Genomic DNA, 15,377 nt, shown 5'->3' on the forward strand with positions numbered 1-15,377 from the left:
CAAGCAAGACACATTTAGGCAACACGCATTGAAAAGGTTTGCGCTTTTTCTATGATTTGCATGAGCAGGTATTTGTAAATTCGCCACAGCAAAGTAATAGAATTGCAATTACGGTCTAGTTAGCGGACATAATATGACTTCCGAAATTACGTTAAAGTTGTGCGTCGGCAACTCTAAATTTTGAAGATTCCGAAGCTAATTCAGCATCGATTTTTAAGATATATTTGAGAAAGTGAGCGCTGCTATTTTCCGAAAGCTTCTTAATAACTTGACCTGTTTTCAAGTCAGCAGCCAAGACCGGATTATCAGCTTCATCTCTGACTAAACACCTAAGATTGTTGCGAGATTTGCTAATAAAAGCTGTCCAGTTTCCCACAGGAATTGTAGTTTCTCCAGTTTGGTTATATGCTTCAGAAATCGCATCTTTCAGCAATTCTGAGAGGTGGGCGGGGCTGGCAGCAATGTCTTCGGGTTGAGATGGCGGTTTGTTTTGGGTAGGGGTTGGCGATACAAGCGATCGCTCTTGACAAGGAGTTGTCGATACGGATAGCGATCGGTTTTGACAAGGGGTTGACGCGACTTCTGAAAGTTCCTCAACTGATTCAATTAGTTGCACAGAGCTAGGGTTGATGTTTAAGATCAGAGCGCTGCCTTTAGGCGAGGGTTCAATAGTGGCCTCAAAGGTAGTGCCGATCGGCAATTTAGGTGAATTAGCAGAGAACATGGCTAGCTCTTGTCCGTCAAGAAGGACAATAGGGCTGCCGTCGCGCCTTGAATCGGTACCGCTAACAGAACCCACCTCAAAAGTCAATGTTTTCTGCCTCCATTTGGGACTGCTAAAGTCAACATCTTTCAAGTCATTGTACTTCTGCCCAATCAGTTCAGCTCTGTCAAACTGAAAGGTTTGCAATTGCTGGCAAATTTCATCTGTAAACAAATTGAGAACCAATGCTGCTTTAGGTGTTTGGTTTTGGGACTCAAGCCAAGTATAATCAGCAGGAGCTACAATGCGGGAACTCACATCTTTGGTGCGACCAAGACCATCGCGGTAAGTTAAGTCTAAACTGTCGATGTCGTTGGCATTCCCGCCAAACTTCTTTTCAAGAATTCCCACCAGTTTTTCGCTGGGTTCAATAAAGGCAAAATTGACCATTGGCAGGCTCGGATGCAAAGTTGCTTCATATTTAATGCCTTTGCTGTCTAACAATTCTTTCCAATGTCCAGCTAAGTCTTTGCCAACTGGCTGTCGCTTCTTATCCCTGACAGTCTTATTGCTGCCGTCGAGTTCAAATTCCTCGAAAGGGACGCTCAGAACGTAAGTGTCTTTTGGCATTGCTTCGTGGAGTCGCTCGTACTCAGGTTCAAGGTTGAATTCAATCAGCAGTTGGCGAGAAAGTTCCTTACAAGCTTTGCGAGGAACTTCTAAGTTGGGATTTGCGGTTTCGACGTGCCACATCGCACTAGCAGCTAAAAACCGTTCTTCAGGGTCAGTCCAAGTTTCGGTCACATCGGCTCTTAAGCTCTCGTATAACTTGCTGACGGCTTCTTTAATTGCCTTAGAATCGCCGCCGCACTCCAAGTGAATTTCGCCCATCCTTTCTCGATAGCGTTCCTTAATATCTTGCGCCCACCTGACATAATATTTCTCCCATTTTTCTCGTTCATCTAAATCAGAAGGAGACTCAAACAGGTAGCGAAATTCGTCGCGGTGGCGGCTTTTTAAACGAGTCGGTTCCCACTCTGGATTAACAGCCTCCTTAGCGATGCAATTGATAGCGGTGCCGTCTCCTATAGGTAATGGCACGGTTTTGTAAAGCCTGGGGTCGTCTTTGTAGTCAAATAGGTAGCTTGGGTGCTGTTCTGACCACTGCTTAGCCTTTTCCAGTAACGTGGGGTGGTGGTCTTCGGTACGAGTAGCACTTTTGGGACTATCGACTTCAATTTGCAGGGCATCAAACAGCTTTCCAAGAAGCTTCCGCTTCTGTTGATTGAATAAACTTTCTGGCTGTCCTGGTTCTGCTGCTGACGATTGCACTCTCCCGATTAAGGTAGCCACCCAGCCGATTTTATTTTGGGCGATGGCTACGGCAATTTGCCGCAATTTGGTATACTTGCGATCGCCATTACTATCGGTAGCTTTATTGTAGTCAACTTTCTCTCGCTTTTCAACTGCATCGTACTCATTCTCTTGATTAGCGTGCCTGGTTTCAGAGGCGATATTCGGCATTCGGGAAGCAGGCGTAATCACTAATTGATCGCCGTCAAAATCGCATTGATGATGCTGCATGGCTTGGTCGGAGCGAATGAAAACGCACCCTTTGTACTGCGTTAATTCAGGATGGCTTTTGTTGTCTACTGTGTAGCGGCGGATGTTATCTTTACTGACAATCGGGTAGCGGGTAACGATAGCTTCTGTGCCGTGTCGCAAGTGGGGGGCAACAATTGTACCGGGTTGGAGGTTGTCACAAGGTTGAGCCATTGCTGAACCATGATGAATTGCTCCCTTAATTGCTAAGTCTTTCCACTTTTTAGCCAGTTGTTCTTGCATGAAATCGACGACTTTGGGAAAGTCGAGGAGTTGACCGAGTTTGTCGTTCCTCAAAATTGAAATTAGCCGGGATTCGTTGCGCTGGGCTTTTTCATCTGTTTCGTCTTCTAATCCGCTGCTGTCTTCGTGAAGGCTAGATTGAAAAGCAGCTTTTTTGTCGTGCTGCTCCACTAAGTATTTGGCAAGTTGTAGCCGGTTATTTTGCAAGTCAGCTAGCTTTTGGGCTTCAATTTTGGTCGGTGTGGCTATGTCAGCCCCAATAGCTGCTTCGGAATACCAAATCGAAAATTGCCAGGAATTTTCGTATTCAGTTACTTTGGCGTTGCCTCGGTTTCCCAGTATAGCTTTGGGAAATTCGTAGTCGCCACAGGGGATAAGTTCAGCTAATTGCTCTTTAGCAACTCCTTTGATAGAGGAGCGATCCATAATGATATCATAACCCAAGTCGGAGGTTAAATTAGCATCAGGCAACAGCGTTCCTTTGGCAAGAAAGCTAATTTCTGGAGTGTGGCAGTCTTCTTGTCCCCATTCCTGCATCCAGGCAAATCTGAATTGAAAAGGTCGGTTGTAATTCCCTCCTAATTGTTGGGCTAGTGCCGGTGAAATTTTACCGTGACAGTCTCCGGTTTGCCACTTATGAGCTTTCGCTTTTTCACTTTGGTCATCGCTTTGAGAATCAACAATTTTGAGTCGCAAGGTTTCGCCGTCAAGGGAGCTATCTAACAATTTGGCTCCTTGGTTGCAACTGCTAACTAGGAGTGAGCCGTAGCGACAGGCGTGGTCTGGTTGGGTTTTGAATACGCTCAACAGTTTGGTTGAGAGTTCAATGTCTGCAAAGTATACATTTTTGCCGGAGCTGAAAGCAACTCTTCTGGTAATATCATCTCCGAAATCGATGTTTTTCAGAGGGTCGAAGCTGCTATCATTTGGGTCGGGTTTAACGATGCTTAGGGATGCTAGTTCTTCAGGTCCAAAAAGCAGTTCAAGCAGGGAGTTACGCAGCACTTCTGATTCAGCTTGGTACCGCCCTTTTGCTCTACCGTCAGCCAAGGACATATCAAAGACTGGGATTTTTAGTCCTTCCCCAGCTACCCATTCTGTGGAGCGATATTCAGGGGTAAGTTTTCTTCTGCTCATTGATTAGCTCCTGAATCCTAGTTTTTACATTTTTAGGACTTACGCACAGTAATAGTCCAGATTTTGACAAGGTTGTTCCTTCACAAATTCCTGCTACTGAGTGATATTCACCCCCTCCAATTGGAGGGGTTTATCAGAAAGAAGTAGCGTGTTACAATCAGGATGACAATCCCAATGTGGAGAAAAAAAGTGAAAGTAGTTCGCACAACTACGGCTATGGAAAGCCAGCGAGATTATTTCTCTGATAGCGATAGCGATACACTTGCCCGCGTTGCTTTTGGAGAAGGTGAAAACAGTCAGCAATTGGGAGGTTTGAACCTCGCTGCTAACGGGGTTATTAAAGGTAGAGTGTCAAACTTATTCAACGTCACCGAAGAACAAGTGGAGAACCCTCAATACTGGATTGATTTATAAGAGATACCGACCGAAATTAAGTCTTCGCTCTTACAAAACAAACGTGTCACATTGTAATACCATTTCTAAAAAGTCTTGCTACAATTTGCATCGTTGGGTTTATTTCACGAAATCAACCTACTGTTGCTACTGTTGCATGACTTTTCAGAAATGGTATAATTCGGAGGTGTCTAATTCGGATATGTCTAATAATTTAGGTGTCAGACCAAGGTATTCCTGACACCTAAAAAGATGGCTAACGCCGTTTTTTGGACTGCGTTTTATCCGAAGAACGACTCTCAAGCGTCTGGTTGGCTTGAAGAGAGTGTAAATTGTTACCGGGAAGCAAGCTGTAAACCACTTTGCGCTTGCGGAAAACCCTAGTGCCATCTACAGGCATTCCTTGTTTCCAAGCGTCTGAAATCGCCTTTTTGTCGGCAGAAATTACGGTTTTGGTTTCGACTCGGCGATAGGGTTCTGGCAGGTGAGATGGGTCAATCAAAACTTCACAGGTAGGCGGATTTTCCTTGACAGCAATGCGGCGGTGTTTGCCAACTATTTCGGAAGTTAACACGCCGCACTCGTTGAAGTAGAGAACGGTTTTGTCTAAGCGCTCTCTCCACCCCTGGAGTTTGTTGATAGCTTTTGAATGCAGTTCTATCAAATACTGCATTCGCGCTGTAATTCCTGCAATTTCGGCATCAATTTGGTCGGCTAAGTCGGCATGGGCATCAACAGCGAGTTCCTGGGTTTCTTGGGTTTGCCAAAGGGATTGCAGCAGTTGGTCGATTTCTTCTGAGCTTTCTGCAGATTCTAGTTGATGCCAAACTTGAGCCGCAGTTATTGAACTTTGAGCAAGCGTCGCTGTGGCTAAATTCATGCTTAGTATCCTCCGTTGATGCAGGTGTGATAATAATCGCGGCGTTCTTCGAGTTGAGTAAGCGCAGCCATTGTTTCCGGGTCGGATTTAAGAGAGATTTGTTTGTCCTTTTGAATTTTGCTAACTGGTTGAGAATGAGTTAAATTTTGTGAGTTTGACTGGGTAATTTTTTGCATACAATTCAAAAAACTTTCTTAAAAATAGCGCGACCGCGCTCTTAAAAAAAGGAGTATTTAAAGTTATGAATTATCCTATAGTTTTTTACCCCAAAGTGGTAATGCAGTTCTGCCATCAATATCCTTTGCCAGAGGCAACTTCTAGTTGTGCCACCTCATCCCAACTTCAAGAAACTCAACAATTCGAGCAACCTGTTGTTTTGCTGACTCCGCCTCAACCACCTGTGGTGTTACCTGTCAAGTTGCTGTGGTTAATTTGGGTATTTTGGCTCTATGGTGCGATCGCACTTCCGCTATTAGCTATTTCTTGGGGTTGGCTGTGGTGGGAAATGCTGTTGGTAGTAGCTGCTTATTCATGTTTAATTGCGGCTGCTTATAGTTATGTGTTTGGTTGCCGTCAAAAACTGCTATCCAGGTATAAGCAGCAAATTCTTGAGTACAATCAACAAAATATATTATCCCATCAAGATTTATCATCGAATAAACAGCAAAAATTTTCTAGTTTTAAGGTGGAAAAAGAAGGGTTGCAGACAGGTTTAAAAAGCGCAAAATTTGAGTTAGATTCCAGAAATCGAGCGCTCAAGGATTTGATGTCACTTCGCGTTAGTCCTAATGGCACATCTCAAGCTCGGCAAGGAGTGAGTGAACAACGCTTTTTGCAATACTTACAGCAATATTTCGAGGAAGTTGTCCAAGCAGCAGAGTTTAAAATTCCGTCATCTCAGAGGAGCTATTCAGCAGATTTTATTGTAATTCACACTGCATCTGGACTCGGAATTGATGTCGAGATTGATGAACCTTATGCTGGCAAATCTAAGAAGCCCACTCACTGCTGCGATGCTGACAGCGATATGCGCCGCAATCAATTATTCTTAGAGTGGAATTGGATTGTGGTTAGGTTTACTGAAAAGCAGGTGGTTCAGGCTCCTTTGAGCTGTTGCAAGTTCTTGGCGATTGCGATCGCCTTTGTAACGGGCGATCGCTCTTATTTAAAGCAACTGGAAACTGAGCCCGATTTGCTAAGCGTCAAACCTTGGACAACTAGAGAGGCAAGGGCTATGGCTAAAAGTAACTATCGCCTTACTTATTTATCTGGGTTTGGCGTCGGTTCTGCTTGCAATCGGGTTTCAAAGTTTTGATGCGAGCGCACGCAATATCCGACTTATTGACTGCAATAAATGTTGATAATTAATACAAAGGAAATAAAAAAGTAGCCTTCAAAAAAGCTAAGTTTTTTAACCATTAAGCGTAATTTATCCAATAGCAAAGTCACTTAATTGTCGCATATTAGGAGGGTCAAAACCAAGTATAATGTCTTGTTTAGGAACTCCTAATTCTACGAGCTCGTTAGCAATACCCACCTCGGTTCCATCCTGCTGAATCCAAATTTTATTGTCCATAATATCTAGGTGCAAAACCGGGCCATAAATTCGCCGCTGATTGCGCCAGCCCACATATACTAATTGATAATGATCGCGCTCGGTATCAAAGATAGTTTGAGCCTGAATTCGCTCATCCCACACAAGACTAGCGTGTTGGGAGAGCAGATTTTGGATGTGCTGCCTATAAAGGTCTACATTTGCCATTGTGCGATCGCCTCCTGCTCTATATCGTAAACAATTAAATGAATTTGATTTTGTTGAATTAAAGACTGAATAAACCCCATTGTGAAAAAACTATCGTAGACATGGCTGGGTACTGCTAGGTATAAAATGCGGTCAGTTTCTTGTTGTTGCAAAGCGGCTCGATAACTAATGAATTGTCCTAAAGCTGTGTAAAACTGGGAGATTTTGGAGGGGCCAATAAAACTTTTGATTTCAACGGCAATTTTCTGTCCGTCTTTTTGGGCCGCAACCACCCTTTCGGCACCCAAGTCGATGTAAAGTTCTAAACTTCCTGCTTGTAAAGTGTATGGATCGTGAGTAATCTGCCATCCATCTTTCTGGAGAGCGATTTTAACGACTTCGTGAAAGACATCTTTAGCAGACATAGCTGTACTGATTCGTTGTGTCTAATATCTTCGAGAGTTTTATTTCAAGTATATACGCTATTCATTTGAAAGCGATGTTCTCGGGCAGCGCCACAAAACTTTGCCCCTCGGCTTTTTTTAGATCAGAAGAAGCCTTTCGTCCAAATATAATTGTGCAGCCGACATAGTGTTGCGCCCGACGACTCGAACATATCGGCTTGCTCTTAGTGCAGGAGATACACCTATGGTGCTATGAGAGGAAGCCATTTTTGGATGTGGCGAAAAATGTTGCCTATTGGCTGCCGGAGAAACAAACTTATCTCTCCGGCATCATTTAATTACCAGTCGATTTTTAGTTCGCAGTTTTTGTTGCTGTCGTTGCTGCTACCATTCCTGCTACCATTGTTGGTGTCGTTGTTGCTACGGTTGCTGCTTTCGAGAGGGAATTGGAAGTTTAAGGCCAGCAGCTCTTGCTCAATAATTGACTTTCGGTCTTGGACTTTTTTGTCTCTCAAAAGTCGCAGAGCGTGGATTATTTTGTCGAGCGTTTGATAGCTTGTTTGTTGAAAATTCAGTACAAGAGTTGTTTCCCTACCCATGATGTAGAGTTGGTTTTCTGTTTGGTGGACGCAGGTTAAATTATTGAAGTAATAGATGTTGGTCTGTGATAGTTCCATTTTTTATCTCCGATACTTTATTTTTTAGCGCGACAGCGCTCATTTTTTTTGTACTAACTTTTAGGAAAAAACGTATAAATATTTTTTTTGTCAAGGTCGGCTCACAAAAAAAATGAGCAACCGCCGTCTCAATTTCCTTAGCAAATTAAGGAAAAATAGTTAATAAATCTATTCACCAATTTGTAATACTTAGTGGTAGCACTATCAGTAATTTAGCTCGCAAGTTAGAAATTTTTTAAATAGCGTTTTTATTAAACAATACTCACTTTTTTCGAGAATCATAACTAATCCAGTTCGAGGTCTTGGGTGTGCCGTTTATACTGTTGGTTATTTTGTTTAGGAGTTGGCTGTTCTTGCTCAATTAATTGTATCCAGATATCATTCCAACTTGACGGTGGATTGACAAGTTCTGCATCCGGTAGCAACGATCGCGCATTTCGAGCGAGCTGAGAATTTTCTGCAATCGCTATAATAACGCTATCGAGTTCTTGTAAGAATTCTATAGGCAGTTGTGAAGCTCGTTCAATTCCTAGGTAAATTGTGGGTGGTGGTGTTGCAGAGTTATCCTGGTTATTTTCCTGTTCAATAAGCAAAATTGAAAGGGTTTCGATTGGGTTACAGGCAATCACAGCTCGCTCAATTTCTCCAGTAGTGGCTACCCAAAAAGCAGCTTCAGATGACAGGGAATGGGTTGTAGTAAAGTTGCCTCTTTCATCGATAACAAAAGCGAACCGGGCTTCCCCGTCAAGCGTCCGTGCTGTAAAGACAGCCTTTTCTGAGCCGGCATACAGCCAAGAATGAGAGTGCAATAAATCGAGCAATTCTAAAGGTAAACTGTACTCGACTGCTAGATGCGAGCGCACTTTTTGCCACTGAGTTTCATTCCTTTCAGGCAGGATTGACAGCTGTAACTCTAACTCATTTGCTCTTGCAAGAGTTGCAGGCGCGCTTGCTACTAACTCGGATTGTGGCAACTCTAACTCATTTGCTGTTGCAGGAGTAGCAGGTGCGCTTGCTACTAACTCGGATTGTGACGATTCTAACTCATTTTCCTCTGCCTCGCCAGGGCCGTTCGCTAAGTTTTGTGGCTGCATTAAAGCTTCAATTAGGGCGTTATCTCGCCCTTTGTCATAGCTAACGCCTCGATACTTCTGCAATCCAGCAAAACTGTAGGCTTTACCCAACTGAGTGCCACTTAAAGCGACTCCATCTAAATTGTAAGAAATGCCTTGACTGAAGCCGATTCCAGTTTGAGTCAATCCGACTTGCACCTTTACGCCTTGTTGCTGCAACCGCTCAACGAATTCTGGCATACTTGGGTTGTCTTGGGTAACTTCATCAATTAGGTCTTGCAATTGCACCCTGACACTCTTGTTTCCCTTGCTTTTTAATTGCCTGTGTTCTCCTGTAGTCTGAGCCCGCTTGTCTGTTTCCCAACTGGGTGTAACAGCTTCCAGGTTGTAGTTCCGTTCGAGCTGGCGAATAGTTTCTTGGCTTTTGTAATAATCCCAGCTATCGTCAACAACACCTCCATCTAGGCAAATGCGACTGGCGACGATGTGGATGTGGTCGTGTTCTGTATCGCTGTGCTTGACAACTGCGTACTGGTTGTTGTCAAATTCCATCGCTTTCATGTAGTTGGCTGCAATCGCCAGCCAGCGTTGGTCATTTTCTTCAGAATCTTCGAGTTTTTCGGTGCTTGCGACAGATAAAGTGGCGTGAAAAACAGCTACTTTCAGGTTAGGTCTTAGTTGTCGGGCGATCGCAAATTCCGCAGCCAGTTCTTCAGGAGTCTGTCCGCACATAGTACCGCCAATTAGAGCAGCGTCTTTTTTGCCCAGCACGTAGTTCAGACAGCCTCGAAAGCCTGTACCTTTGATTTGTTTGCCAATCATAACCGTTTCGCAGTAGGTTTATTGCATCGATTGCTCAGGCTTGTTAAGAATTAGCGGACTGTAGATTTTGTCAGGTTTGCAACTATTGTTTTAATTGCAGTTTGGTTTTGTTGAATAAGCTGCTGTACGCTTTTTAAGAGTCCTAGATTGACAACAACTGGTTCTCCCAATGGCACAGCACTATTGCAAGTTTTAGTAAGTTGATTGAGGTTGTTTCCTGCAATTCTCAATTGGGCATCAATCTTGCATAAAACTTGATAGGCTTTTAAGTCAAATGCAGCTAGAGGGCGTGGCATGGTTCTCCTCAAAGCTGCACGACGCATGAAGTCGCTCATGCTCAAATTTACTTGCTCTGCTCTGGCTTTAATTTGATTGTAGTCAGAGTCAGTGAGGCGAATGTGAATATGGTTGGATAGCAGCTCTCTAGGTTTGACGGACGGTAAAGTTTTCATAGTTTTTAATCAGTAAAAACCTCTTGCCAAGATACAAGTTAACCGCTGTAATTAAAAACCGCTAGTCAGGTGATTTTATCCCCTCCAATTGGAGAGGGCTATTAGAGGGTTTATCAAAGTAGAGACTGATGCCTACCCAACTCTCAGTTTATTTAATTTTTGTGTATAAATTATAGCGAGTGAGGCGATCGCAGTGGAAGGACGATTAAACGTCTGACGGTGATGGCTGGTTAACAAGAGAGCGATGGCTGGTTAACAAGAGAGCGAGCAATGTGAGCGATCGCTACCCAAGTGCGATGGGAAAGTTGTGGCAATTGATGCCGGTGCTGCCACAAAAGCCGCCACAACAGCAGGAGCAATGTGAGCAATCGGCACAGTCGAAGAGCGGGTAAAAATTAAGCGCCTTGACATCTAGGATTCCCCATTCATAAGGGTGCATTATTTTTTGTCAGCACGAATTAGTCAGGGTTTGCGATCGCAAAAACATTGCTTGCTACCGAGAAAGAACAGCCTTAACCTGCCTCAACAAACCACTGCACGCTCGACACAAAAAAGCAGCAAGTTGATGGAAAAATTCAGGTGTTTGCCGGATATTTTCGGGTAAATACAGGTAGAGTGCAGTTCCTGCAAATGCCTGTCTCCTTACTGATTTTGTACTGCAAATGCCTGACTTTATACTGCACTTGCCTGTGTTGCGAGCGATCGCTATTTACAGTCGATGGCTATCGTGTTGGCAACTGTAAAAGTCAACGCATACTCCGCCCTTCGAGCGCTCGACCTTCGTCATTAACATTTCCTCGATCGTCCGATGTTTGAAATAAAGAAAAGTTGTTTCTTTTCTTCAACCGCAAATTATTCTCGGTCGTGAGAGGCCGAATGACCGAATAATTACGAAGGTCGGATGGAGGATTGCGAATTATTCGCTTCCTCCGGTTTAATTCAATCTTGTGCTCGAATCTCCGTCACCTCCTACGCACTCGGTTTACAGCAGTCGTGAGGAAACGGCGGGCTTGGTTTACAACAGTCGTGAGGAAACGACGGGCTTGGTTTACAACAGTCGTGAGGGAACGGAGGCTTGATTTACAACAGTCGTGAGGGAACGACCGCTTGGTTTACAGCAGTCGATCGACTTTCAGTTATCAATGGTCGTTATAGTTCTCTACCTTATTCGTACAGGCAGTAATCTCTATTCACGGGGGGTGCATTGTTTTTATTTGTGTACGTAAAAGTCAGGTTTGCGATCACAAAACCATTGCTTGCTACCGAGAGAGAACCGCCATAACCTGCCTCAACAGGCAAATGTACGCTCGACACAAAAAAGCAGTAATTTGACCGAAAAAGTCAGGCATTTGCAGGATATTTACAGGCATTTGCAGGTAAAATGCAGCCCGTGCAAAAACCTGTATTTCACTGATTTTGTACTGCAAACGCCTGATTTTATACTGCAAATGCCTGACTTTAGCTGACGCAACAATTAGCTAATTTTTTTGGTGGCGGCTTCGATCGACGGTGCGAGTCGCGAACAGATAAGTCTGCTGGCGGGCGATCGAGTTACCGCATCCAGCCGATCGCCTGGTTCATTCCGTGTCAGCACGGAGAAATCAAAAAATGGGGCAACGAGCGGCACTCCGCTTGAACCGGGCAAGTTCTGCCTCGCCAACAACTGCCACAACATCGGCTGTTGTGACAGTTGTCGGCGTCGATCGCCTCCACAAAAACCGCCACAACAACAGGAGCAATGTGAGCAATCGGCACAGTCGAATATCGGGTAAAAATCAAGCGCCTTGATACCTAAGATTCCCCATTCATAAGGGTGCAGTGTTTTTATTTCTGCGCGTAAAAGTCTGGTTTGTGATCACAAAAACATTGCTTGCTACTGAGAGAGAACAGCCAAAAGCAGCCTCAACAAGCAAAAGCACGAACAGCACAAAAAAGCAGCAATTTGACCGAAAAATTCAGGCGTTTGCAGGATATTTTCAGGTATTTGCAGGTAAAGTGCAGCCCCTGCAAATACCTGCACTTGCCTGACTTTATACTGCAAACGCCTGACTTTATACTGCAAATCCCTGATTTTAGCTGACGCAACAATTAGCTAATTTTTTAGCCTTTTTAACAAAATCCGAATTGATTTAATAGTCAAGTTACAGTATTTAAGTTGAATTAAGAATCAAGTTGAGCAAGTGTGAGAAAAGTGGCAACAAAGTAGTCGTTATGTCAGCCTTGACAGTCGCGTAAATTGCTGTTGTCGAGCCCGCGCTTTGCAATCGGCTAAACTGTTGCTATGAAGGCAGGTTAAGAGCAGACCCTAATACGGTGTCTTAAGGGTGAGAGCGTCTGTGATCGGGGTACAGCCGAGATACCTGTAAAATAGGACATGATATTAAGAAACGTAACAAATAAGCCCCTACGTAGCTTTCGAGGAAGCTTGCAAGTACAAAAGCATCCTAAATTAGCTGACTGTTCAACCAAGTTTGAGAGGGCAGAGTATTAGTTATACTCTGCCTTCGTACAGACCCCAAAAACGGAAATCTTTTACTGCCAAGTATTTCAGGCTTTGCTACTTCAAGTCATTTTGTCTTATATTTACAAAACTTTACGTCTTGTCCTATTTTGCGCGTATCTCGGCTGTACCCCTGATCGTTGCAACGCCGGTCAAGGAAATCAAATTTCCCCGCCTATCCATTTATAGAAATAGTAATTTCTTATTCCCTATCGATTTACCGGGGAATCAACCAGGAGCGATCGGGCTGCCCAACAAGCCGATCGCTCCTGGTTTTTCCGTGGTCAGCAAGGGAAAATCAAAGAGCGGCAGACCTAGGAAAACTTTCAGCAATATACGTTTTTATGAGTTTTTATGAGAGCGCCCATCACCTTTTAGCTGCTTAAACTCTTCAAATTGCATCTCGCCAACTATCGCCACAATATCGACCGATGCAAGAAAGGCCCGCGTCGATTGCCTCCGCAAAATCCTCCTCAATAGCTTAAGCTACGGCGCGAGATTGGTAGCCGCTCACCTGTTTGATTCTATGAGCTCCGTTGTGGGCGATCGAGCTGTCGCTCAAGCCGATCGCTCGCTACCCAGGTGTGACGGGGCAATTAATGCCAGTGCTGCTACGAAGTTGTCACAACAACAGGAGCAATGTGAGTAATCGGTACAGTCGAATATCGGGTAAAAATTAAGCCCCTTGACACCTAGAATGCCCCATTCATAAGGGTGCATTATTTTTTATCTGCACGTAAAAGTCAGGTTTTGTACGGACAAAACCATTGCTTGCTACCAAAACTAAACAGCCATAACCAGCCTCAACAAGCAAAGGAATGAACAGCACAAAAAAGCAGCAATTTGACCGATAAATTCAGGCATTTGCAGGATATTTTTGGGTAAATACAGGTAGAGTGCAGCCCCTGCAAATGCCTGTAATCTCACTGATTTTATACTGCAAATACCTGACTTTATACGGCACTTGCCTGACTTTAGCGCTCCACAACAATTAGCTATTTTTTAGCCTTTTTAACAACAAGTGAATTGACTTAATAGTCAAGTTACAGTATGGTAAGTTGAATTAAAAATCAAATTTCACAAGTGTGAGGAAATTGGCAGCGCAGTAGCAGTAGCCGTTATGTCAGCCTTAACAGTGGAGTGAAATATTATTGTCGGGCCCGCGCTTTGCAATCGGCTAAACTGTTATTGTTTGATCGAGCTTGACAACGGCTTCTGCCACTTCCTCTGCATTCAATCCCATTCCCAACAGCCGAGGAATTGCATCAAAAAGTGCTTGTTGGGTTTTAGAGGCTCGTTGTGCACCTGTCAGCAGCAAATTGCCCTCTGTGTCCCACCACCTCAGCCACAGCATCGTTTGGTTTTGATAGCTGCCCTGCCATAGTCCTAACTCTACGCCGATTGGCGCGATCGCATGCAGGGCCGCGCAAGTTCGGAACCCACTGCTGGTAAAACCTATTGTTCAGGTTGTAAACCTCCAGCCTGCCGCTGCCGCTCGCATAGATGCGACCATACCATCTAATGCTACTTTTGACTTAGGCTTCAACCAAGATATCAGGGCGCTTGATGAATGCGCGATCGCACGAGTACCAATACCTGGTTAGCTTCTGAGAAGAGCTTAAAATAATTCTTTGTAGTGGTAATGGGACAGCCACCCCCACCAACTTTAGTTTCTTAGTTTCTTCAGTTGGACAGACAAGCGTGCGATCGCTCTCGTCATCCAGTACAAGCAAGCTCTGGTGAAAAAGGATCTGAAGGAGGCGACGGTCAATCGGAGGCAGGCTGCGATTAAGTCTGAGGCCTCAATATTAATTTATGGGACAGGGGTAAAGACAAGAGCATCGCGTAGGTGTTGCCGACGATCGTTAACCCATCAGAGGATCGCGCTGGTTAATTTGTCGGTGCGATCGGTCAGACAAAATACGTTAGACTCGATCGGCAAACCTGCTGAATGTGGAAGAAACAAGTCATCTAACAGAGGAAGGTAGTCAGTGGATTTTTCATGGGCTAAAGAACAGGTTGAAATTAAGGAAAGCGTAATTCAGTTTGCCAAAAATTTATTGATAGAAAATCTTGTCGAACTAGACCAGCAGGAAGAATTTAACCTAGAGGGCTGGAAAAAATGTGGAAAATGGGGAATTATGGGATTGCCAATCCCCCAGGAATATGGGGGAAAAGAATTAGATCCCCTCACAACTATTTATGCTTTAGAAGGTCTAGGATACGGTTGTAAAGATAACGGCTTGCTTTTCTCAATTGCCGCTCATACATGGGCTTGCGAAATTCCTTTGTTGACATTTGGTACTCCCGAACAAAAACTCAAGTATCTTCCCAAACTTGTAAAAGGCGAATTAATTGGCGCTCATGCAGTAACAGAACCAGAAGCGGGTTCGGATGTTTACAGCCTGCAAACTACTGCCCAAAGGGAGGGAGATAAATATATTTTAAATGGTAGTAAAATGTTTGTAACTAACGGTGCGATCGTGTCAGCCTTGCGGAGCAATATCGCGTCACCGTTGCGGAGCAATATCGCCAACCTAATTCTAGTCTTTGCCACCCTAAACCCAGAACGAGGGAAAAGGGGAATTACCTGTTTTTTAGTAGAAAAAGATTCTCCGGGTTTGATTGTCAAAAGAAAGATATCAAAAATGGGGTTAAGAACGGCACAGATGGCCAGGGGGAACGCATCTTATTGAACACTGTTCATCAGTGGTGAGTATATTTTGAGATAAATTCACCATTATTAGAAG

At 44.1% G+C, this 15,377-nt stretch carries 17 protein-coding genes; 6 read left to right on the top strand and 11 right to left on the bottom strand.

The genetic code is table 11. The annotated features are described in order from the left end of the window. Nucleotides 1–151: 151 nt before the first annotated feature. On the bottom strand, nucleotides 152–3,685 hold the full coding sequence (locus QUA88_RS20960) for a hypothetical protein (protein WP_333273625.1): 3,534 nt from the start codon (nucleotides 3,683–3,685) through the stop codon (nucleotides 152–154). 189 nt (nucleotides 3,686–3,874) lie between these two features. On the opposite strand from QUA88_RS20960, the gene QUA88_RS20965 reads away from it, so the two are divergent. Then, nucleotides 3,875–4,099, top strand: coding sequence for a hypothetical protein (locus QUA88_RS20965; protein WP_333273628.1), 225 nt, complete (start codon nucleotides 3,875–3,877; stop codon nucleotides 4,097–4,099). Between the two features lie 235 nt (nucleotides 4,100–4,334). Here the strand turns inward: QUA88_RS20965 and QUA88_RS20970 are convergent, their stop codons facing one another. Then, complete coding sequence (locus QUA88_RS20970; protein ID WP_333273630.1) at nucleotides 4,335–4,958, bottom strand: siphovirus Gp157 family protein; 624 nt, start codon at nucleotides 4,956–4,958, stop codon at nucleotides 4,335–4,337. 2 nt (nucleotides 4,959–4,960) lie between these two features. Then, complete coding sequence (locus QUA88_RS20975; protein ID WP_015179625.1) at nucleotides 4,961–5,134, bottom strand: hypothetical protein; 174 nt, start codon at nucleotides 5,132–5,134, stop codon at nucleotides 4,961–4,963. Nucleotides 5,135–5,199: 65 nt separating this feature from the next. Between QUA88_RS20975 and QUA88_RS20980 the strand changes: the two genes are divergently transcribed. Further along, the gene (locus QUA88_RS20980) at nucleotides 5,200–6,273 is read left to right on the top strand and encodes a hypothetical protein (protein WP_333273634.1); all 1,074 of its coding nucleotides are present in this window, start codon (nucleotides 5,200–5,202) and stop codon (nucleotides 6,271–6,273) included. A gap of 114 nt (nucleotides 6,274–6,387) precedes the next feature. On the opposite strand, the gene QUA88_RS20985 is transcribed toward QUA88_RS20980, so the two are convergent. The 6 genes from QUA88_RS20985 to QUA88_RS21010 form a co-directional block, all read right to left on the bottom strand. Then, nucleotides 6,388–6,720 (bottom strand): XisI protein, encoded by a 333-nt coding sequence (locus tag QUA88_RS20985; RefSeq protein WP_015179801.1) that lies wholly within the window; start codon nucleotides 6,718–6,720, stop codon nucleotides 6,388–6,390. Continuing rightward, complete coding sequence (locus QUA88_RS20990; protein WP_333108717.1) at nucleotides 6,708–7,124, bottom strand: element excision factor XisH family protein; 417 nt, start codon at nucleotides 7,122–7,124, stop codon at nucleotides 6,708–6,710. Before QUA88_RS20990 ends, QUA88_RS20985 begins: the two co-directional genes overlap by 13 nt. A gap of 317 nt (nucleotides 7,125–7,441) precedes the next feature. After that, a complete protein-coding gene (locus QUA88_RS20995; RefSeq protein ID WP_333273636.1) occupies nucleotides 7,442–7,780 on the bottom strand; it encodes a hypothetical protein in 339 nt (112 codons plus the stop codon). A gap of 284 nt (nucleotides 7,781–8,064) precedes the next feature. Further along, nucleotides 8,065–9,675 (bottom strand): relaxase/mobilization nuclease domain-containing protein, encoded by a 1,611-nt coding sequence (locus tag QUA88_RS21000; RefSeq protein WP_333273638.1) that lies wholly within the window; start codon nucleotides 9,673–9,675, stop codon nucleotides 8,065–8,067. A 50-nt stretch (nucleotides 9,676–9,725) separates the two neighbouring features. Next, nucleotides 9,726–10,127, bottom strand: a complete 402-nt coding sequence (locus tag QUA88_RS21005; RefSeq protein ID WP_333273640.1) for a plasmid mobilization protein — start codon at nucleotides 10,125–10,127, stop codon at nucleotides 9,726–9,728. Between the two features lie 252 nt (nucleotides 10,128–10,379). Further along, nucleotides 10,380–10,538 (bottom strand): hypothetical protein, encoded by a 159-nt coding sequence (locus tag QUA88_RS21010; protein WP_333273643.1) that lies wholly within the window; start codon nucleotides 10,536–10,538, stop codon nucleotides 10,380–10,382. A 536-nt stretch (nucleotides 10,539–11,074) separates the two neighbouring features. Here QUA88_RS21010 and QUA88_RS21015 point away from each other — a divergent pair. Both QUA88_RS21015 and QUA88_RS21020 read left to right on the top strand, forming a co-directional pair. Then, entirely contained in the window at nucleotides 11,075–11,206 is a 132-nt protein-coding gene (locus tag QUA88_RS21015) for a hypothetical protein (protein WP_333273645.1), read from the top strand. Between the two features lie 529 nt (nucleotides 11,207–11,735). After that, nucleotides 11,736–11,915: a hypothetical protein gene (locus QUA88_RS21020; protein WP_333273647.1), complete on the top strand. Its 180-nt coding sequence runs from the start codon at nucleotides 11,736–11,738 to the stop codon at nucleotides 11,913–11,915. 85 nt (nucleotides 11,916–12,000) lie between these two features. Here the strand turns inward: QUA88_RS21020 and QUA88_RS21025 are convergent, their stop codons facing one another. Next, nucleotides 12,001–12,189, bottom strand: coding sequence for a hypothetical protein (locus QUA88_RS21025; protein ID WP_333273650.1), 189 nt, complete (start codon nucleotides 12,187–12,189; stop codon nucleotides 12,001–12,003). Nucleotides 12,190–13,153: 964 nt separating this feature from the next. Here QUA88_RS21025 and QUA88_RS21030 point away from each other — a divergent pair. Next, entirely contained in the window at nucleotides 13,154–13,276 is a 123-nt protein-coding gene (locus QUA88_RS21030; RefSeq protein ID WP_333273653.1) for a hypothetical protein, read from the top strand. Nucleotides 13,277–13,804: 528 nt separating this feature from the next. On the opposite strand, the gene QUA88_RS21035 is transcribed toward QUA88_RS21030, so the two are convergent. Then, the gene (locus tag QUA88_RS21035; RefSeq protein ID WP_333273656.1) at nucleotides 13,805–13,981 is read right to left on the bottom strand and encodes a hypothetical protein; all 177 of its coding nucleotides are present in this window, start codon (nucleotides 13,979–13,981) and stop codon (nucleotides 13,805–13,807) included. Nucleotides 13,982–14,618: 637 nt separating this feature from the next. Between QUA88_RS21035 and QUA88_RS21040 the strand changes: the two genes are divergently transcribed. Further along, nucleotides 14,619–15,323 carry an acyl-CoA dehydrogenase family protein gene (locus QUA88_RS21040; protein WP_333273658.1) on the top strand — a complete coding sequence of 235 codons (705 nt, stop codon included), beginning with the start codon at nucleotides 14,619–14,621 and terminating at the stop codon, nucleotides 15,321–15,323. Nucleotides 15,324–15,377 lie beyond the last annotated feature (54 nt).

This window comes from Microcoleus sp. D3_18_C2, from assembly GCF_036702395.1.
Classification (GTDB): domain Bacteria; phylum Cyanobacteriota; class Cyanobacteriia; order Cyanobacteriales; family Microcoleaceae; genus Microcoleus.